Source organism: Foetidibacter luteolus, assembly GCF_009650435.1.
Lineage (GTDB): Bacteria > Bacteroidota > Bacteroidia > Chitinophagales > Chitinophagaceae > Foetidibacter > Foetidibacter luteolus.
Genome location: NZ_VVIP01000043.1, coordinates 140,361 through 159,415 on the forward strand (window position 1 = coordinate 140,361; position 19,055 = coordinate 159,415).

Here is a 19,055-nt window from a genome sequence, read left to right on the forward strand (position 1 = left end):
CAGCATTAAATTAAGCTATCGCTTGCTTTATAAATTTTATGGTAACGTCAAAATCTGATGTTGTATTCAGGTAATCATCCAGGCAACTTGCATCGCCTTCGGCAACAACATTATTTTCGCTAAGGAGATCCAGCAGTTGATGGAAATCATAGGCAATCATGCTTCCCTTGGTTATTTCGTCATAACTAAAATAAAATTCTCTGCTGGCATCAAGGTATTCATTAAGATCGTAAGGATAAAAAATTATGCGGCGCTTTAACAGTGCGTAGTCAAAAAAGATGGAAGAATAATCGGTTATTAATATTTGCGTAAAAGGTAAAAGAGGATACATGTCTATATTTCGGTCAACAAGTTCTATGTTGGAATACATACTTACATCCTCATTAAATACGGTGTTTATATGAGTTTTTAAAAGAAATAGCATGTTGTTTTGCGCACAAACCTTATTCAATAGTTCAAAACGCGGTAACGCTTGCGCCAAAAATTCAGGATTCGAATCTCGCCAGGTTGGCATATAAACACAAACTTTGTCATAAGATCTGAAACGAACAAGCAAATTTTCCAGAGCCTTGGTTTCAAACTCATGAATATGTTTGATCAAATCGTTCCTGTTCCAATAAAATGGCATTAGCCTTGGATGCTGGCCTATAACAACATTTTCTCTTTTAAGACGAAACGCACTGCAAAAAATCGGTTTTAGCTTTTCTGACGCTGCTATAGCGGCGTGATGCTTTTTTGTTAGCGGTGGGGAGTAAATAAAACGCTTAACTTTTTCACAAAAACTGGTTGGATAGTACAAATAGCGAATAGGCCCTTTAGTAATGTCATATTCTATTTTTTTTAATGGAGTACCATGCCACAAATTAAAACGAAAAACACCGCCAGAATATGCGGGATTACAAATATCAACGCTATAGGAGCTATATACTTGAACAGAAGCCCGAAGCGACAAAAAAATGGCTTTCGCGGATTTTTTATGATAACACTCGTATCCACGTTCTCTTAAGTAATTAATTACCTCATCACTTTCACAAATCCATACATGCCTTATTTCCGGGTTACTTTTATTGGCATAAATAAACAAGTATTTTGCATTATCAACAAACTTTCCGGCCAGGCTGCTATAAAGCCACAAGCGCTTACTCCTCGGAATAAGGCAGGAAATATAATGGCAGCAATAAATAATACACCATTTAATTATGTTGAGAAAAGTTTTCATGAAGTAACCCTCTGTGCCGGTGTTGTAAAATGATTCTCGAGATTAAACAACTTATATTTGCGAACGGCATAAACGCGGAGGAGAAAAACAACAGATTCGGTTATCAATACCATATAGGAAACAGTCACCAAACTCAAAGATCCCGATACAACCAAAAAACCTAACCCCAACAAATGCAAAACCGAAGACATAATTACGGATCTATTTGCAGCTTTTGTATAACCCAACGTACCCAGTAATGGATATCCAAGCAAAATACTGGGAACAATAATAATGCACGCTACTAACAAGATCCTCAGCGCGTCAGCAGACGGGGTTTCGGTTGTTTTATATATAAGGCGCAATACCTCTTCTGTTTGAAACAAGAGTATAAGAATCCCTGCTGAGTTTAGAACAGTAATCCCCCAAAATATTTTCTTAAAAAGAGTAACGTTTTTGGTTTTGGCCATATACGGATAAATTGAATTATTTACTGGCACATAGGCACTTTGCAATGCAGTAAACAATTTTTCCGCGGCGGCATAGTAACCAACAATTGTATTGGATCCGAATAATCCTAATGTAAATGAATTACTAATGGTATATAATGATACTGATACCCTGGAAACAAAATATTGCGAACTGTCTTTCAAAGACTCTGTTATTTCTTTGAAAGATGGCAAATAGAAGGAGATTTTAAATATTCTTTTCGCAATAACCAGGCCGGCTATACCGGAAATTACGGCTCCTGTTGAATTAATGACGGGAACAAGGAGATAATCATTTGACGTTGTCACGAATAAAAAGATGGGAGCGACTGAAAGCACCCTTGTAACTATGGTTATCGCAGTTATAAACTTCATTTTTTCCATTCCCATGAAAAACCATACGGGAAATAACGTGTTACCTACCACCATCCCAAAAGAAAAGATATACACCAGCTTATCTGAGCCAAACTTATCTGAAACAGTTATAATGATTAACAAAAAAATGATTCCTACCAGTAACAGCAGTAATTTAGAAGCCATTATCCGGCTGAATATCCGTGATCGCATCGCTTCGTCATCCTTTGCTTCAGCAATTAATTTTGTTGCAGAAAGGTTATAACCGAAGTCTGTAAACACAATAAAATATTGAATGAAGGCTGCTGAAAAATTTATAAGACCATACTTTTCAACATTAAGGGTTCTAAACAAATATGGCACGGTAACCAACGGTAAAACATAGTTAACCCCCTGCAATAACAGCAACGATATAAAGTTACCAACAAGGGGGTGGTTTATTTTTTTAAGCATCAACGCCGACTTAAGAAGAAAGTAATGTTTTGATTAGCGTCGTGGATATCTCATCTGTCCGTGGCAGGTATATTACTTCACAATACGGTTTCAAAAAATCAAATTTTCCGCCCCAATCATTTCCCATTACAAAGAAATCAGCCTTATATCGTTTTACATCGCTTATTTTTTGTTCCCAGCTATACTCTTCAAATATTTCGTCTACATATCTTATACTACTCAGTAATTCTTTTCTTTTATCGAAAGAAAACACGCATCGCTTTCCTTTAACTTCATTAAACTTATCTGTTGATAAACCAACAACCAATCTACCCCCGTAGGTTTTGGCACGCCTTAATAATTCAATATGTCCATAGTGAAACAAATCAAAAGTACCGTAAGTAAGTACCACCTTCATATATTAGCCATTTTAAAAATTCGTGAACTCAAGCTTTAATTTTAAGCGATCATATCTTAAATACAGACAGCTGCAGATTTATTTTGCTTCCTTGATATCTAGGTTGGACAAAATTTTTCTGATGATCAAAAACCCACAAATTAAGAACCCACCTAAAAATCCTCCCGCGATTAAACTAAGCAGTTTACCTGGTTTTTTTACAAGCAACGGAAGGGTTGGTTCATCTATAATCTGGTATAAAGGAGTTTCTTTTTGCAGTGTTATTTTAGCCAGCTCCAGGTTTTTTATTACTTCTCCGTATGCTAACCCCAATGCCTGTGTATGCAATTGTCCTTCCGCAACTCCTGACCGGCGTACCTGGTATGCAGGGTTAAGGTTAAATGTTTTATCGGTTTCCGCAGCAGCAGAAGCAATAGTACCGCCAAGCAGTACTCTTATACTGTCTGCTTCGTGTTGTATCAATGATAGATTTCTTTTGGCGTTACTCGTCTTTGTATCAATATAAAATTGTGAAGTCTCATCAACCAGGTACCGTGTAAAATAATAAGAAAAAGTTTCGTTTTTTGAAGTTGTTACCACCTTGTATACGGAAAGCTTATTATCAGGTCTTGAAACGTCAAGCATATTTTCTGCAACCTTAAAATAGATGTCCCGGAATAAGCTATCCTGCACCATACTCATTTTTGATGCAATCTCTGGAAAGGGATAAGCATTTGCTAATCGCGGAAGCTCTTTCCAGTCTTTATCAAGCTTAAAATCCTCCACGTAAATGTTTACAAGCGTTTTTGTTTGGCCATCCGGTTTTCTAAGCAAGGCCTTTTGTATCATGCGCCTCGACTTCATGAGCGAAATAATATTGTTACCCGCAAAGACGTCATCACTGCCGCCACTTAGATCGATCCCGAATTGGCTTGCTAGGCCAAGAACCCCTTTATAGGAAGAGGAACTGTTGGACAACACAAAATTTATGGAGGCGGCATAAGTTGGCTTTGATTTATAAGCGTACAGCAGTCCCAAACCCGCGGTTATGATAGCAACAACAATAATTGTTACCCATTTTGATAAAAGGTATCGTGTCCACTCAACCAGCTGTGCAATAATGTCCTTCAACGAAATCTCATCTTGTTTCAACTCTGGCATCTTCAATCTTTTTACTTCGATAAATTCAATATCGCTATCACTACCCCCGCCAGCGATGCCAGCGCACTGGCCAGGCCTATCGCTTCACCGGGCCGTATACCCTGCCGCTCGGCTTTTTTGGGTACAATTATTTCTGAGCCGGGCATTACCCTGGGGTAGGTTTTAAAGAATAAGAAGTTTCTTACCGAAGCAGCTTTGCCATTGGCATATAAAATATAAGACTTTCGTTTCCGCCCATTATCAGCCACACCTCCGGCAGAAGAAAGGTAATCCTTAAAACTGTATTTTTCATTGTAGGGTATCTGTGTAGGAAACAGCACACTGCCGTTGATTCTTACCTGTGCATTAAACTTTGGCACGTGAAACTCATCTCCAGCCTGTAATACTACATCTTCAAGAGAGCCCGGGTTGGCCATAATTTTAGCTATATCCAGGGGTATCTGGTCAAATTCCCTTACCAGGTCTTCCTCCACATCGTCAGTAGAATCTTTCAGTCCTTCCTGTATTTTTTCTGCCTGTAACCTTTTTAGCTTTTTTCGCTCCTCGTCCCTGTCATATCTTTTCAGGTAAGCCCCTTCTTTAAAGGCTTCAGGCGAAAAACCTCCTGCCCGGGCAATCAGGTCGCTTACACGTTCTTCCCGTTTGGCCAATACGTATGGCCCGGGATATTGCAATTCGCCGGTTACCCTAACAGATTGCAAAGTAAGATACCCTGGTTTTCGTCTTACACTAACAACATCAAACGGCTGCAATTGCAAATTTTTCTGTGGGGATGATAAATCCTCCATTCCACTAATCTCAATAATATCGCTGGCACGTATATCCTGCCTTGTAAGAGAGTCTCTCCTTATCAGCCTGGCTACTTCTATCCGTTGCGGGTATGCAGCATCGGTAAGCCCGCCAGCCTGCACAAGCGCATCCTTAAGGCTAAGGTTTTGAGAATATTCGTAAGTGCCCGGACTTCTAATCTCGCCCTGCACAGATACAAAATATTCGTCCTTTAAATCAAAAATTGATTTAATAATAATAGAATCTTCCCGCCTTAACGGAATAACATTTGCACCTGTAACAGTTGTACGGGCATCAAAAGAAACAATCTCTTTTGACAGGTCGTCCCGCAATCTTATAATCTGCCCCCTTGCGGTATAAGCATCTTCCTTAAGTCCGTCCGCTTTTCTAATCAGCTCTCCCACGGTAAGCCCCTGGGTAAGCTCGTAAGTTCCCGGCCTGAAAACCGCGCCGGTAATGTTTACCCTGTTGGCAAACCGGTTTAATATCTTATCTACCTCGTACTGGTCGCCGGCCTGGGGCTGGTAACCGGCAAAATCGTTGCTGCTGATATCTTTTACCTTCAATTCCCTGTCTGTAAACTGTGTAACTTTTACTGATGCACGGTATGCGCTATCCGCAAAACCTGATGAATACTCCAGCAGGTTTTTAAAAGTTTCCCCGTGCAATATTTCAAAAATACCCGGCCTTTTTACATAACCCTTAATTTCCACCCTGGTTTTGTAAGAAGGTATCCTTATCACATCGTTATCCCTTAAGCCTACATTATCCGTTTGGTCTCCGTTTACCAAAAAACGGTAAAGGTCAATTTTTTTGTAGAGTTTGTTGTTCCTTATCAGTTCAATTTCCCTGAAAGAGCCAACCGGGGAAGGCCCGCCACAAACAAACAAAGCGTTAAATACTGTGGAGAGAGAAGAAATAGTATAATTACCAGGCTTATTGCTACCGATTACTGTTATCCTTATGCTTCTTATGCCGGCAAGATTTACTGAAGCCTTTGAGCCGCCGCTTCTTAAAGATGGGTAAACAGTATTACCCATCCTGTTTTTTATTACCTGCGTGGCAGCCTCAATGGTTAAACCGGCCACTCTAACCTGTCCTACGTTAGGCACATAAATAAATCCTTCGTTGCTTACCCTTAAATTATGGTTTACTTCCTGTATGCCGTAAACCGCAACCTCCAGTTCATCGCCAGGGCCCACTTCGTAATTAAGGGGTGTAGCTATTTTAAGGTTGGGCTCAAATGTAAGAGATGCGTTGTTAAACAGTTCCGATCCAAAAATCCTTGGGTCAATCAATGGATTACGCGGTAGGTCTGCCTTTACAGAATCCGTAGAATCAGTATCCAGCCCCATACCGGCTGTATCACCACTTTGCCTGCTGCTTCCGGTTCTCGCAGCAGTTCCGCCCATCATGCTCAAGCGCTGCCTCAGTTTTTCCGCCTCTCTTGCCGGCAATCCTCTTGATACAGCCAGTTGAATAGCCTGCTCTGCGGTTAAACCGGAAGATTTAAGCCTTTGCTGATACTTTAAAAAATCAGCGTCGCTTATCTGGTCTATTTTAATCTGGCTAAGGTTTGCATTCCTCATCAGGTCCTGCCCAAACCCGCACTGGCAAACAACAAAAAATGCGGAAAATACAAACGCAACTTTTAAAAAGCTATGCATTCTGGTAGGTTAATTTGTGGGATGTTGGTATGAAAATAATTGTTTTAATTAAGACTTTGCACAGCTCCGCCACCTGAATCACAGCCCCGAAAAAAAAAGTACCGGCAAATCAATACCGATACCATCATATTTTATACGTTAAAACAAGTATTCCGGGACAACAGGATTCATACAAAATCTACTCACTGCAAATCTTTTTCAATACGGCGGCAAATATAGGGATATAGCTTTAAGTTTCATACTGCTTACATGGGCGTTAACACTTTAACCTGTTATTTACACTATCTTCATCCCTACCAATTTGTATGAACCAACGTTACTACTCCCTTGATGTTTTTCGTGGCGCCACTGTGGCTTTCATGATACTGGTAAATAACCAGGCCGGCGCATCTTATGCCCCGCTGGATCATGCTGTATGGCATGGCTGCACCCCAACTGATCTTGTTTTTCCTTTCTTTCTTTTTGCCGTGGGCAATGCCATGGCCTTTGTAATGCCACGATTACAGCAGGGTTCAACCGGCGTGTTTCTGCAAAAAGTATTTAAACGTGCGGCCCTTATTTTTTTAATAGGCCTGTTTCTTAACTGGAGCCCCTTTTTTCGGTGGAATGGCGATTCGTTGGTAGTAAAAGGTTGGACATGGGTTAACCCCGTCAGTGGAGCCGTTACCGGCATACGCATACTGGGCGTGCTGCAGCGCATAGCGCTATGCTACCTGTTCGCTTCCTTATTGCTGTATTTTTTTAAGCCACGTATGGCCTACGTTATAAGTGCGGTTATTTTATTGCTTTACTGGGTTTTATGTTTTACGCTTGGTTCGTCCGCGGACCCCTACAGTATTACCGGTTATTTTGGAACGGCCATAGACATAAAAATTCTTGGAGAACCGCACATGTACCACGGAGAAGGTATGGCTTTTGACCCTGAAGGAATAACCAGTACGCTTCCAGCCATTGTACAGGTTGTTGCCGGATATTTTGCCGGCAGGTATATACAGCAAAACGGTAAAAGCTGGCAAATGGTTTCGCATCTTTTTATAGCAGGTTGCATATTAGTTTTCGCAGGTTTCTGCTGGGATTTGTCTTTTCCCATTAACAAAAAAATATGGACAAGCAGTTACGTACTTTATACTTCCGGGCTCGGTATTTTAACTCTTGCCATGTGTATTTATTGTATTGAGTTTAAAGAATGGCGTGGCGCCTGGAGCAGGTTTTTTGATGTATTTGGCAAAAACCCGCTTTTTATATTTGTGCTAAGCGGCTTTTTACCCCGTGTATTAGCTTTACTGCGCATACCTAACGGGTTAAACAGTACAGGTAATGCCGTTTATACTTCACCTTTCGGGTGGTTTTACCTGCACATTTGTAAGCCGGCCTTCAATAATCCCAAAAACGCATCATTGCTGTATGCGATAAGCCTTGTGCTTTTATATTGGTCTATCGGGTATATTATGCACAAAAGAAAAATATATATAAGGGTATAAAGAAAACATGCAGGGGGTGCCCCCAAGCTATCGCAAGGGGTCGGGCAGAACTGCGTTCGCAACCTTCGTCAAAGCAACATTTAGTTGCTTTTCCTTGGTTGTGCTATTACTCCGGCACAAGGCCCCGCTGCGATGGCCTCACCGGGGTAACCGCTTCAATCCCTCACCCGAAAGCCGGTTACCGGATACAAGTTGCCGGTCTGTTTACGTAATTGGTTGAGATTTTTTAAGGCGATAAAGCGCAAGTCCGCATAGCGGCAGAGCCGCTAACATTAAACGTTGAACAAAAGAACATTGAACAGCCAAAGCCTCGCAGAGGCGGGATGTTTAGTAGCTAACGAAAGAAAGATTACCCGGAAAGCGCCGTAGGTGCGATATGTTAAGCTGGATAATATGTAGCGGCATGACTGATGAGCACCTGGCCCTGAAAAGGTGTTGTCATCCTGAGTTCCGAAGCTTCGGAATCGAAGGCGGATGCTCAAAAAGCAACGGACATAAAACGGTTTCGACAAGCTCAACCTGGCATTGTTTTCTTAACTAAACAACACTGATTCATTATTCCTTGTTCCTTGCTCAATATTCATTCCGTGAATCGGGACCAGCCATAACATTTAAACGCTTATCACATACCGCTCCTGCGAAGCTTTACAAATACGGCCCACTCCTCCTTTTCAATTGTAAAACCTGCCTGCAAAAGCAGCGGCGTGTTGCACCTGAGGGTGAGGGATTGCAGCGGATACCCCGCTGAAGCCTTCGCAGCTCAGGCGCTGTGGCGGAGTAATAGCGAAAAGCCCGGCCCGAGGCACGAGGGACACCCCAAAAAAAATTTTATCACAGAATGGCCAAACAGAAAAGAGAAAATTATTTTGCGTATTTATTACGCAAAATTTGGTAGTTTAAATTTTGCTATTAATATTTGCGTACAAATTACGCAAAATGAAAACAACTGCTGTTATTGTAGCCCGCTTTCAAAGCCCTTACCTGCATGCCGGCCACAAATACCTGGTAAACGAAATTTCCGCAAAACACCATAAAGTTATTATTGTACTGGGCACCAGCCCCGTAAAAGGAAGCACCCGCAACCCTTTTGATTTTTATACAAGGGAACGCATGCTTAAACAATTTCAACCCTCCCTTATTATACTGCCCCTGAAAGATGAACGCTCTGATGAATTGTGGAGCCGTAACCTTGACGGCTTGCTCCGCACTACTTTTCCGATGGAATCTTTTACCCTTTATGGCAGCAGGGATTGCTTCAAGCCTTATTACAGCGGGGCTTTTGAAGTAAAAGAACTGCCGGATGCGGGCAATTACTCCGCAACGGCCATCCGTGAAGACAATGCTGATAAAGTAATGGATTCAGAAGACTTCAGGATGGGCATTAATTATGCTTATCATAACACGTATGCCAAAGTTTACCCAACTGTAGATATTGCCTTGCTTAACAGCAGCGGCACGCAGGTGTTGCTTGGCCGCAAACATGGGGCAGCGGAATGGCGATTTCCCGGCGGGTTTGCCGATGTTACCGACGACAGCTACGAAATGGCTGCCGCACGGGAATTAAGGGAAGAATGTGGCAATGTTGAAGTAACCAACTTAACGTACATTGGCTCAGCTAAAATTGATGACTGGCGTTACCGCAAAGAAAAAGATAAGATAGTTACCATGCTCTTTAAAACAACACTGGTTTTCGGGCAACCAAAAGCAGCCGATGACCTTGCAGAAGTGAAATGGTTTGCCATAAATAACCTGCAGCAAATGGCCGATGATGGAATGTTAACTACCGAACATACTGTACTGGCCGCTATGCTGCTAAAAAACTTACAATAACCTTATAATATAACCCACTACTAAATTTTTCAAAAAAATGAAAGCACAGCAACACAATCTTGTATTACTGGCAGACGCGTACAAATACTCACACCACAAGCTATATTATCCCGGTACCAACCTTATTTATTCTTACCTGGAAAGCCGTGGCGGCGAGTTTAATGAAACCGTATTCTTTGGCTTACAATACCTGCTTAAAAAATACCTGGAAGGAACGGTGATAACCAAAGAAAAAATTGACGAAGCTGAAACCCAATTGATGCAGGTGTTTGGCCGCAACGATGTTTTTGATAGAAAAAGGTTTGATTATATAGTCGAAAAGCACCATGGCAGGCTGCCCGTACGCATTAAAGCGGTTAAGGAAGGCACCGCCGTTCCTGTAAGTAATGTGCTGATGACCATAGAAAGCACAGACCCAGAATGTTTCTGGCTCTCCAATTTCCTGGAAACACTGCTGATGCAGGTGTGGTACCCCAACACCGTAGCCACAGTATCCAGGGAAATACGCAAAATAGTAACACGCTATTTTAAAGAAACTGCTGACGAATCTTCACAGGGCAGCATTGATTTTATACTGAACGATTTTGGTTTTCGTGGCGCCAGTTCTGTAGAAACAGCCGCATTGGGCGGCGCCGCACACCTGGTAAACTTTAATGGCAGCGATACCATTGCCGGCAGCCTGTTGGCACAGCAATACTATGCGGCTGGCAAAATGTATGGAATGTCAGTACCTGCCACTGAACATTCCGTCTGTACACTATTGGGCGAAGAAGGCGAGCTGGAAATTTTTAAGCATGTGCTCAACACTTTCCCTACAGGCATCGTGGCCTGCGTATCTGACTCATTTGACATTTTCAGGGCATGCAGCGACTACTGGGGCGGGGAACTGAGGGAGGTTATTTTAAACAGGCAGGGCACACTGGTTATCAGGCCAGACAGTGGCGACCCCGTACTCACCCTGCTACGGGTGTTCGACATACTTTTTCAAAAATTCGGTTATACCATTAATCAAAAAGGTTGCAAGGTATTACCGCCGCAGGTAAGGGTATTGCAGGGCGATGGCATTAACATCAGCAGCATACGCACCATTTACGCTGCAATGAAAGTAAACGGCATCGGGGCGGAAAACCTGCTGCTGGGCATGGGTGGCGCATTGCTGCAAAAGGTTGACAGGGATACACAAAAATTCGCTTTTAAATGTTCTTATGCAGAAATTAATGGCGAAGGGGTTGATGTGCAAAAAAGCCCGCTTGAGATAGATGCCCACGGCCGGTTGGTCAGGTCATTTAAGCGCTCTAAAGCAGGCAGGCTAAAACTTATCAAAACACCGGAAGGCTATGCTACGGTAAACCAGCACGAACACCCTGAGCTGCCTGATGAGTTGGTTACCGTTTTTGAAAACGGTACGGTACTGAATGAAACCAGCTTTGAAGAAGTAAGGGAAAGGGCGGCCATTGAAGAAAAGGCCTTTAGCATTTGAGAAATGAATGAAAATGAGGTAGGGCTTAACGCAAGCTATCGGAAGAGGCCGGACGGAACTTCGTTCGCTTCAATCCCTCACGCAATATCCAAATACGATAATCTTAAAATCCAATTTATGCAAATCAATCACAAACTAATAGCAGAAGATACCCTGAAAATAATAGACACCGGGTATTACATAAACCATAAGAATGAAAAGGTCGAAATAAAACAACTGACGGATAATGCCGTAAATGGCACCCAGCTCTATACCCCGGCGCAACTGGAGGAACTGACAGAAAAGTGGCATCCCGCAAAAACATTCACTACACAATTTGAAGTTACGGCAGAAACAACGTTGAATGCGGTTAGAAAGTTGGCAACAGAAACCAAAGATATCCTGTGCCTTAATTTTGCTTCAGCCAAAAACCCGGGAGGGGGTTTTCTTGGTGGCGCCGTAGCGCAGGAAGAGAGCATTGCCAGGGCTTCAGCTCTATACCCATGCCTGCTAACTGCCCCAGGTTATTATCAATTCCACAGGTCACAACGCACCTGCCTGTATTCTGACCACATGATTTACTCACCTGCAGTGCCCGTTTTTAAACATGAGAATGGCAGTTTGATGCATGAAGCTGTACTAACTTCCATTATAACTTCACCGGCTGTAAATGCAGGCGTTGTAAGAAGAAATGAGCCAGGCAACTCCGATAAAATTTTGCCTGCAATGAAAAATCGAATGGAAAAGATGCTTAGCCTCTGTGCATCGCGTAAGCATACTAACCTGGTGTTGGGTGCCTGGGGCTGTGGTGTATTTCAGAATGAACCGGAAGAAATTGCGGAACTTTTTGAATATTTCCTGAAGGGCAAATTCGCAGGTGCATTTCAACGGGTAACATTCGCAGTTAAATCTAACAACGAAAAATTCATAAACCCGTTCAGAAAAAGGTTTCTTTAAAACCAAACCCATCAACTCAAAAGCAGCAATATGAACCTCGTTAAACTATACAGGCCTGTTGGTGAAAAAGAACTTGGGCTTATCAGGAAATCCGGCTTTGCCAAATTTCCCCCAAGGCTTGAATGGCAGCCCATTTTTTACCCTGTTTTAAATGAAGCATACGCCAGCCAGATAGCATTGGAATGGAATACCAGGGATGCATTTTCCGGTTTTGCAGGCCATGTACTTTGCTTTCAGGTACCTGAAGATTATTTCCTGCAATTTCCCATACAAAATGTGGGTGGCAATATTCACGAAGAATTATGGATACCGGTTGAAGAACTGGAAAATTTTAATAACCATATCGTTGGAAAAATAGAAATTATTACGTCTTATTATGGAGAGGAATATGAGAAGTAACATTTCTGTTTACGACAGGGTTAGGGGAGCTTTATTTGGATTAGCTATTGGTGATGCATTGGGTGTTCCTGCAGAATTTCAAACAAGGCAATTTTTAAAGAGTAATCCTATTAAAGATTTGGAAGGATACAAAAGTCATAATCAGCCGCCGGGAACTTTTTCAGATGATACATCTTTAGCTTTCTGTCTTGCAGAATCTATTTGCAATGGATATAACATTAATGATGTAGCTCAACGCTTCACCTGGTGGTACCGTGAGGCATACTGGACTGCTAATGGAGATGTATTTGATATAGGCATCACAACAAGCAACTCTATCCGAAAACTTGAACAAGGTTATAAACCCCACGAATCGGGAGAATGCAGGGAAGGAAGTAACGGAAATGGTTCATTAATGCGCATATTACCCCTTGTATTTTATGTGCAAAATATGCCTGCTATAAACCGCTATAATCTTGTTAAGGAAGTATCCTCAATAACACATGCACACATACGGTCTGTTATTGCCTGTTTTTACTATGTTGAGTTTGCCCTGCTATTACTCAACGAACAAAATAAGGAAGCAGCTTTAGAGCAAGCGGCAACCCGCGTACGAGAATTTTTACATGCTCAAAGTATAGAAAATGCGGAAACAGATCTTTATAGTCCTTTATTTCATAACGAAATCCCTGTTTGGCCAGAAGATAAAATCCACTCATCAGGTTATGTGTTGCATACGCTTACTGCGGCTGTCTGGTGCTTTATGAATAACAACTCGTACCGGGATACTGTTATCAACGCTGTAAATTTGGGCAACGATTCTGATACAACAGCTTGTGTAGCGGGAGGATTAGCAGGTCTATATTACGGTTATAACGCAATTCCTCAAACCTGGGTAACCGCAATAAAAAGAACTAACGATATTGAAGATTTGTGCCAAAGGTTTTATCAAGCAACAAACTGAAAGTTTAAGCTTGCATTTCCCAGATAAGACAGGGCTGTCTCAATACTTTTGAGACAGCCCCCTTTAAACTATCCTATCCCTTACAAAAAAATTAAACTTATCTCAAAACAGGCTGCACCTTGCTGAGTAGAATTACCGAACGTACAAGTGAGTGACACAACCAAAGCCTCATAGCAGCAATGCAGCTAAGGCCAAAAAAAATCGGGACCACAATTGAAAATGAGTGTAACATGCCTCAAGTCATTTATTTACTCCAATTTACCTTGCCCGACTTTACATCCCTTGAATTAGTACCAATATGAACAATAAACTCACCGGCCTCCCAATCGTATTTCAAATTGCTGTTGTAAAATTTTAGCTGCTCCGGCGTTATGCTGAAGCTCACTTCTTTGCTTTCACCAGGCTGCAACATGATTTTCTGAAAGCCCTTTAAATCCTTTACCGCCCTGGTAACACTCGCAACAGGATCTGTAATGTATAGCTGCACCACTTCCTGGCCTGCGTACTGCCCGCTGTTGGTAAGGGTAACAGAAGCTGTGAGTGTTTCATTTCCTTTCAAATTTTGCTTGCTTAGTTTTAAATCACTGTAACTAAATGCAGTATAGCTTAAGCCATAACCGAAGGGATATAACGGCGAGTTGGGCACATCCAGGTAATCGCTGCGAAATTTTTGAAATGCTTCACCTTCCAGGGGCCTGCCCGTATTTTTGTGGTTGTAATAAATGGGTACCTGGCCTACGTTGCGTGGAAAAGTAGCTGTAATCTTTCCTGCGGGGTTGTAGTTGCCAAACAGCACATCTGCTATGGCGTTGCCAGCTTCAGAACCCGGAAACCAAACATCCAGTATGGCGGAAGCATTGGCATCTTCCCAACTGATGGTAAGCGGCCTTCCGTTAAACAATACCAGCACCAGCGGCTTGCCGGTTTTTACCAACGCCTTCAGCAGGTTTTGCTGGCTCTCCGGTAAGTCCAGGTTGCTGCGGCTGGCGGCTTCCCCACTCATTTCAGAGGCTTCGCCTACTACCGCCACCACTACATCAGCTTTACCGGCAGCTTCTACAGCTTCTTTTATCATTTCTTCGGGGGAACGGCCATCAAACTCTGCCCGGGGGCCAAATACATTTACATTCTTAGCCATGCTGCTGTCATCAGTAAGGTTGGCCCCTTTGGCGTAGATGATGTTAACGGCATTACCGGTTACATTCTTTATACCATCCAGTACCGGTACAGATAGTTGCGGGTCGCCCGATACCGCCCATGTGCCCAGCATATTGTTCTTATTGTTGGCCAGCGGACCCACCAGGGCGATAGTACCAGACTTTTTCAGCGGTAATACCTGGCCGGCATTTTTCAGCAGCACAAATGAATGTGCGGCTATCTCTCTTGCAGCAGCCCTGTTTTCGGCAGACAGTAATTCTTTGGCTGCCCTGTCTTCATTAATGTAACGGTAGGGATCCTCAAACAAGCCCAGTTGATATTTCGCTTCCAGGATGCGGCGGCAGGCAGCATCAATTTGCTTTTGCGTAACCTTACCTTGCTGCAAAGATTTTTTAAGTGTAGTTAAGAAACCCTCGCCCACCATGTCCATATCAAGGCCAGCATTTAAAGCCAATGCCGAAACTGCCTGCAGGTCGCCCATGCCATGGGCTGTCATCTCGTTTACAGAAGTATAATCACTTACCACCAATCCCTTAAAGCCCCATTGCTTCCGCAGCAAATCTGTAAGCAGCCATTTGTTGCCCGTAGCCGGCACTCCATCTATTTCATTGAAAGAACTCATCACACTGCCCACGCCTGCATCAACAGCAGCTTTGTAAGGAGGCAAATAATATTCATACATCTTTATCCTGCTCATGTCAACCGTGTTGTAATCACGGCCGGCTTCAGCGGCTCCATACAGTGCAAAATGTTTTACGCAGGCCATTAAGTTTTTGCCGGAGCTATAACCTGCTCCCTGGTAGCCCTTAACCATTGCTTTCGCAATTTGTGAGCCCAGAAACTGGTCTTCACCTGAGCCTTCCGAAATACGGCCCCAGCGTGGGTCGCGGGCAATATCCACCATTGGCGAAAAAGCCCAGCTTAAACCATCGGCCGTTGCTTCTGATGCCGCTATGCGGGCACTGCGCTCAATAAGGTTCATATCCCAACAGGTGGATAATCCCAACGGTATCGGAAAAATGGTACGGTGCCCATGTATCACATCCAGCCCGAAAATAATGGGTATGTGCAGCCGGGAGTTTTTAACGGCAATGTCCTGTATCTTCCTTATTTTATCCGGGCCGGTAATGCCAAAAAGCCCTCCCACGTTTCCTTTGCGGATATTATCATCAACGCCCTGGCTAACCACGCTGCCGGTAACTGAGCCACCGCCGGGCACTACCAGGTTAAGCTGCCCAATCTTTTCTTCCAGCGTCATCTTGCTCATCAGGTTGTTTATGTAGGCATTCATTTTAGCATTGGCCTGTTGCGCATGCAGGTTTGTGCAGAATACGGCATAGAGTAAAGCCACGCAGATAATCTTTTTCATGACAAACAATTTTGGTCTTTAAAATTAGTACGGTAAAATGTAATTAGTGCTAAAGGTGAGTGAGTAATCTTGATTTTTTGCCTGATGTTTAAATTATTTTTCAGGGTACCAGCGACAGTATTTCATGGTATCGTCCCTTGCGTCGCAATCCGTTCATCTGCAAATCATTGGGCGGCTTTTAAGCGGGTATTTGCATTGGGCTTTGTATTAAGCAATAGTGCCAGCTATTCAGCAAAGGACTATCCAGGTTTTTCCGGGTGGGGTTCCTGGTTAACAATGAATCATCGGCCGTTCGCAAAGGGCATCCGTTATTCGGAATATTAATGAACAACTATATAACCACTGCACAATAATGGTGCACAATGGGAAATAGGCGGTAAGTTATTTGCCTGAGCCGATTAACTTCTGTAATCGGCTCATTTTCTTTCTATATTTGAGCCGAATATAAGATGTAATCGGCTCATGAAGATTTACAACTGGCAACAGGCGGACTGGCCGCATTTTTCTTTTTCGCCCAAAAATGTGGAAGGCGATCTGCTTTTGTTTGCCGAGAAAGCGGGCCGGGTTTCCGGCATCTTGCAGGCATTGCCAAAAGATACCAGGCAAGAAGCCATTATTGATATTATCCTTTCCGAAGCAATCAAAACATCAGAAATCGAAGGCGAATACCCTAGCAGAAAAGATGTCTTGTCGTCCATCAAGAGAAACTTAGGCCTCATAGAGAGCCTGCCGCCTGTGAAAGACAAGTCTGCTATCGGACTCGGCGAACTCATGATTGACATACGGAAAACATATAATGACCCACTCACGGCAGACAAACTTTTTGCCTGGCACAGGATGCTGCTGCAAGAAAACAAAAGAGTAAATAGTGGCGCCTGGAGAACGCACGAAGAACCCATGCAGGTTATCTCCGGCGCGATGGGAAAAGAAAAAGTACATTATGAAGCACCGCCTTCATCACATGTTCCGGACGAAATGAACAGGTTTATTGCCTGGTTCAATGAAACAGCGCCTGGTGGCAAAAATGAGATCAAAAGCGCACCTATCCGTTCCGCCATCGCCCATCTTTATTTTGAAAGTATTCACCCTTTTGAAGACGGAAATGGCCGCATAGGACGTGCCATTGCCGAAAAGGCATTGTCCCAGACCATTGGGCGCCCCATTATCTTGAGCTTATCAAAAACGATAGAAGCGCATAAAACAGATTATTATAATTCGCTGGAACTGGCACAGCGCTCTAATAAAATCACTCCATGGATTGAATATTTCGTAAGAACCGTGCTTGCTGCCCAAACGGAAGCCGAAATACAGATTGCTTTTATCCTGAAAAAGACGCGTTTTTTTGACCGGTTTAAAGACAAACTGAATGATCGTCAACTTACCGTTATCAAGCGGATGCTGGAGGAGGGGGCTGGCGGCTTTGAAGGTGGCATGAATGCCCGGAAATATATCAGCATCGCCAAAACATCCAAAGCTACAGCCACCAGGGACATGCAGCACCTGCTTGAGATTGGAGCGTTTGCCCTCACTGGTACCGGCGGCGGGCGAAGTACGAGTTACCAGGTGAATATTTAAAAATCATAATCTGTGCACACTACCGGCGGACAATGTTTCATTGCCGGCGTTAGCAATCACATTTAATGTTGGAGAGCTTTACCAATAAGCCTGTACATACATTGCCAAACGCATTGTTATGGAAACTGCAGCCGCCCAATGAAACAAACGATGAAGTGCTTGATTATTAAATGTTCTTTCACTGAAAGACCATTTAATAACAAAATCATATTTGCAACGAAGCTCCCATGAAAACCCATAGCTGGTATCCAACAACTAATCTTTTAAATAGGGCTCAAATATTTTTTGCCAGATGGCATATCCCTTTTCATTCATGTGCAGCCTGTCTTCTACGAATATATCTTCCATCACTTTTCCGTCGGCGTTAAACATAGCGTTGTAGACATCAATGAATTTTGCTTTCTTTTCGGTTTCCAGAAAAGCTTTAATCTGGCCGTTGGCTTCTTCAAATTTCGGCCATAAATGCTGGCGGCTGGGGCTGGGCTTCATGGAAACAAAATCAACACGCACCTTCTTCCAGTGGCTACGTATATCGTTAAACAATGTTTTAAAGCGGCCTACAACAGTAGCAACAGACACAGTATCAGAAGCGGCAAAATCATTTTCTCCGCAATAGATTATTATTTGCCTCGGCTTATACGGAAATATCACATCGTTTTCATAATGGATAAGGTCCGGCAGGCTGGAGCCGCCAAAGCCTCGGTTGATAATGGTATGAGACGGAAAGTATTGTTGCACGTCCGTCCACTTGGTAAACGAAGAACTGCCGACGAGCAAAATGGCTTTTCCGGGTGGAAAATTAAGGCTATCCTGCTGTTTAAATTTTTGGATGTCGTTGTAGAAAGGTGGTTGTTGGGCGTGGGTTTTACCTATAAGCAACATTACAAACGCAATAAACAGCGTTGCTTTTCCTGCAGACAATCTTAAGCTTGAAATATTTACCATAAACAAAATTGGCTTTTAATACAAGACGTTACAACTTATTAAACTGAAAATATTCGTTCCTGTGAAAGTTAAAGATATCATTAGCTAATTGTAGCAGATGGCTGCTTTTTGCCAGGCAAAAAGGAAGCTATAAATTAACTTTAAGCATGGAAAAATTTGTAGCTGTTATAGAAAAGGCTCCTCAAAATTACTCCGCTTATTTACCGGACGTTCCAGGCTGTATAAGTACCGGCAGCACGCTTGATGAAACCCTTCACAACATAAGGGAAGCCCTTGAATTTCACCTGGAAACACTGGCCGATGAAGGCGCTGTTATGCCGGTGGCTTTTACCCTGGAATCGCATTTATCCAATGGCGATATTATACTTGAGGAGGATGTTGTTATCGCATATGTTACCGTTGATATTCGCAGCGAATCCGCTACGCATAGTTAAGTAAAGCGACTGTAAAAGA

General features: G+C 42.9%; 15 protein-coding genes. 8 read left to right on the top strand and 7 right to left on the bottom strand.

The features are described from left to right. Positions 1-10: 10 nt before the first annotated feature. The 5 genes from F0364_RS13190 to F0364_RS13210 all read right to left on the bottom strand — a co-directional run bounded on the left by F0364_RS13190 (position 11) and on the right by F0364_RS13210 (position 6,486). On the bottom strand, positions 11-1,219 hold the full coding sequence (locus F0364_RS13190; protein ID WP_153798253.1) for a CDP-glycerol glycerophosphotransferase family protein: 1,209 nt from the start codon (positions 1,217-1,219) through the stop codon (positions 11-13). After that, the gene (gene rfbX, locus F0364_RS13195) at positions 1,216-2,493 is read right to left on the bottom strand and encodes an oligosaccharide flippase family protein (RefSeq protein WP_153798254.1); all 1,278 of its coding nucleotides are present in this window, start codon (positions 2,491-2,493) and stop codon (positions 1,216-1,218) included. Before rfbX ends, F0364_RS13190 begins: the two co-directional genes overlap by 4 nt. A gap of 10 nt (positions 2,494-2,503) precedes the next feature. Next, positions 2,504-2,890 (bottom strand): glycerol-3-phosphate cytidylyltransferase, encoded by a 387-nt coding sequence (gene tagD, locus F0364_RS13200; protein WP_153798255.1) that lies wholly within the window; start codon positions 2,888-2,890, stop codon positions 2,504-2,506. A 78-nt stretch (positions 2,891-2,968) separates the two neighbouring features. Further along, positions 2,969-4,030 carry a Wzz/FepE/Etk N-terminal domain-containing protein gene (locus F0364_RS13205; protein WP_153798256.1) on the bottom strand — a complete coding sequence of 354 codons (1,062 nt, stop codon included), beginning with the start codon at positions 4,028-4,030 and terminating at the stop codon, positions 2,969-2,971. Positions 4,031-4,041: 11 nt separating this feature from the next. After that, positions 4,042-6,486: an SLBB domain-containing protein gene (locus F0364_RS13210; RefSeq protein WP_153798257.1), complete on the bottom strand. Its 2,445-nt coding sequence runs from the start codon at positions 6,484-6,486 to the stop codon at positions 4,042-4,044. Positions 6,487-6,791: 305 nt separating this feature from the next. Here F0364_RS13210 and F0364_RS13215 point away from each other — a divergent pair, with 305 nt between their 5' ends. The 6 genes from F0364_RS13215 (at position 6,792) to F0364_RS13240 (ending at position 13,555) form a co-directional block, all read left to right on the top strand. Next, positions 6,792-7,967, top strand: coding sequence for an acyltransferase family protein (locus F0364_RS13215; protein ID WP_153798258.1), 1,176 nt, complete (start codon positions 6,792-6,794; stop codon positions 7,965-7,967). A 936-nt stretch (positions 7,968-8,903) separates the two neighbouring features. Then, positions 8,904-9,797 carry an NUDIX domain-containing protein gene (locus tag F0364_RS13220; RefSeq protein ID WP_153798259.1) on the top strand — a complete coding sequence of 298 codons (894 nt, stop codon included), beginning with the start codon at positions 8,904-8,906 and terminating at the stop codon, positions 9,795-9,797. Between the two features lie 37 nt (positions 9,798-9,834). Next, the gene (locus F0364_RS13225) at positions 9,835-11,277 is read left to right on the top strand and encodes a nicotinate phosphoribosyltransferase (RefSeq protein WP_153798260.1); all 1,443 of its coding nucleotides are present in this window, start codon (positions 9,835-9,837) and stop codon (positions 11,275-11,277) included. A 117-nt stretch (positions 11,278-11,394) separates the two neighbouring features. Beyond that, on the top strand, positions 11,395-12,213 hold the full coding sequence (locus F0364_RS13230; protein ID WP_153798261.1) for a TIGR02452 family protein: 819 nt from the start codon (positions 11,395-11,397) through the stop codon (positions 12,211-12,213). 30 nt (positions 12,214-12,243) lie between these two features. Next, complete coding sequence (locus F0364_RS13235) at positions 12,244-12,612, top strand: ADP-ribosylation/crystallin J1 (RefSeq protein ID WP_153798262.1); 369 nt, start codon at positions 12,244-12,246, stop codon at positions 12,610-12,612. After that, entirely contained in the window at positions 12,602-13,555 is a 954-nt protein-coding gene (locus F0364_RS13240; protein WP_153798263.1) for an ADP-ribosylglycohydrolase family protein, read from the top strand. The genes F0364_RS13235 and F0364_RS13240 overlap by 11 nt, the downstream gene beginning before the upstream one ends. 244 nt (positions 13,556-13,799) lie before the next feature. On the opposite strand, the gene bglX is transcribed toward F0364_RS13240, so the two are convergent. Further along, positions 13,800-16,082 (bottom strand): beta-glucosidase BglX, encoded by a 2,283-nt coding sequence (gene bglX, locus F0364_RS13245; RefSeq protein ID WP_153798264.1) that lies wholly within the window; start codon positions 16,080-16,082, stop codon positions 13,800-13,802. 462 nt (positions 16,083-16,544) lie between these two features. Here bglX and F0364_RS13250 point away from each other — a divergent pair, with 462 nt between their 5' ends. Further along, a complete protein-coding gene (locus tag F0364_RS13250; protein ID WP_153798265.1) occupies positions 16,545-17,657 on the top strand; it encodes a Fic family protein in 1,113 nt (370 codons plus the stop codon). Between the two features lie 255 nt (positions 17,658-17,912). Here the strand turns inward: F0364_RS13250 and F0364_RS13255 are convergent, their stop codons facing one another. Then, entirely contained in the window at positions 17,913-18,602 is a 690-nt protein-coding gene (locus F0364_RS13255) for a GDSL-type esterase/lipase family protein (protein WP_235921097.1), read from the bottom strand. Between the two features lie 146 nt (positions 18,603-18,748). Between F0364_RS13255 and F0364_RS13260 the strand changes: the two genes are divergently transcribed. Continuing rightward, entirely contained in the window at positions 18,749-19,036 is a 288-nt protein-coding gene (locus F0364_RS13260) for a type II toxin-antitoxin system HicB family antitoxin (RefSeq protein WP_153798266.1), read from the top strand. Positions 19,037-19,055 lie beyond the last annotated feature (19 nt).

Excerpts from the sequence above, each read along its gene's own strand:
- F0364_RS13190 (WP_153798253.1), bottom strand. The coding sequence starts at position 1,219 with ATGAAAACTTTTCTCAACATAATTAAATGGTGTATTATTTATTGCTGC.
- rfbX (WP_153798254.1), bottom strand. The coding sequence starts at position 2,493 with ATGCTTAAAAAAATAAACCACCCCCTTGTTGGTAACTTTATATCGTTG.
- tagD (WP_153798255.1), bottom strand. The coding sequence starts at position 2,890 with ATGAAGGTGGTACTTACTTACGGTACTTTTGATTTGTTTCACTATGGA.
- F0364_RS13205 (WP_153798256.1), bottom strand. The coding sequence starts at position 4,030 with ATGCCAGAGTTGAAACAAGATGAGATTTCGTTGAAGGACATTATTGCA.
- F0364_RS13210 (WP_153798257.1), bottom strand. The coding sequence starts at position 6,486 with ATGCATAGCTTTTTAAAAGTTGCGTTTGTATTTTCCGCATTTTTTGTT.
- F0364_RS13215 (WP_153798258.1), top strand. The coding sequence starts at position 6,792 with ATGAACCAACGTTACTACTCCCTTGATGTTTTTCGTGGCGCCACTGTG.
- F0364_RS13220 (WP_153798259.1), top strand. The coding sequence starts at position 8,904 with ATGAAAACAACTGCTGTTATTGTAGCCCGCTTTCAAAGCCCTTACCTG.
- F0364_RS13225 (WP_153798260.1), top strand. The coding sequence starts at position 9,835 with ATGAAAGCACAGCAACACAATCTTGTATTACTGGCAGACGCGTACAAA.
- F0364_RS13230 (WP_153798261.1), top strand. The coding sequence starts at position 11,395 with ATGCAAATCAATCACAAACTAATAGCAGAAGATACCCTGAAAATAATA.
- F0364_RS13235 (WP_153798262.1), top strand. The coding sequence starts at position 12,244 with ATGAACCTCGTTAAACTATACAGGCCTGTTGGTGAAAAAGAACTTGGG.
- F0364_RS13240 (WP_153798263.1), top strand. The coding sequence starts at position 12,602 with ATGAGAAGTAACATTTCTGTTTACGACAGGGTTAGGGGAGCTTTATTT.
- bglX (WP_153798264.1), bottom strand. The coding sequence starts at position 16,082 with ATGAAAAAGATTATCTGCGTGGCTTTACTCTATGCCGTATTCTGCACA.
- F0364_RS13250 (WP_153798265.1), top strand. The coding sequence starts at position 16,545 with ATGAAGATTTACAACTGGCAACAGGCGGACTGGCCGCATTTTTCTTTT.
- F0364_RS13255 (WP_235921097.1), bottom strand. The coding sequence starts at position 18,602 with ATGGTAAATATTTCAAGCTTAAGATTGTCTGCAGGAAAAGCAACGCTG.
- F0364_RS13260 (WP_153798266.1), top strand. The coding sequence starts at position 18,749 with ATGGAAAAATTTGTAGCTGTTATAGAAAAGGCTCCTCAAAATTACTCC.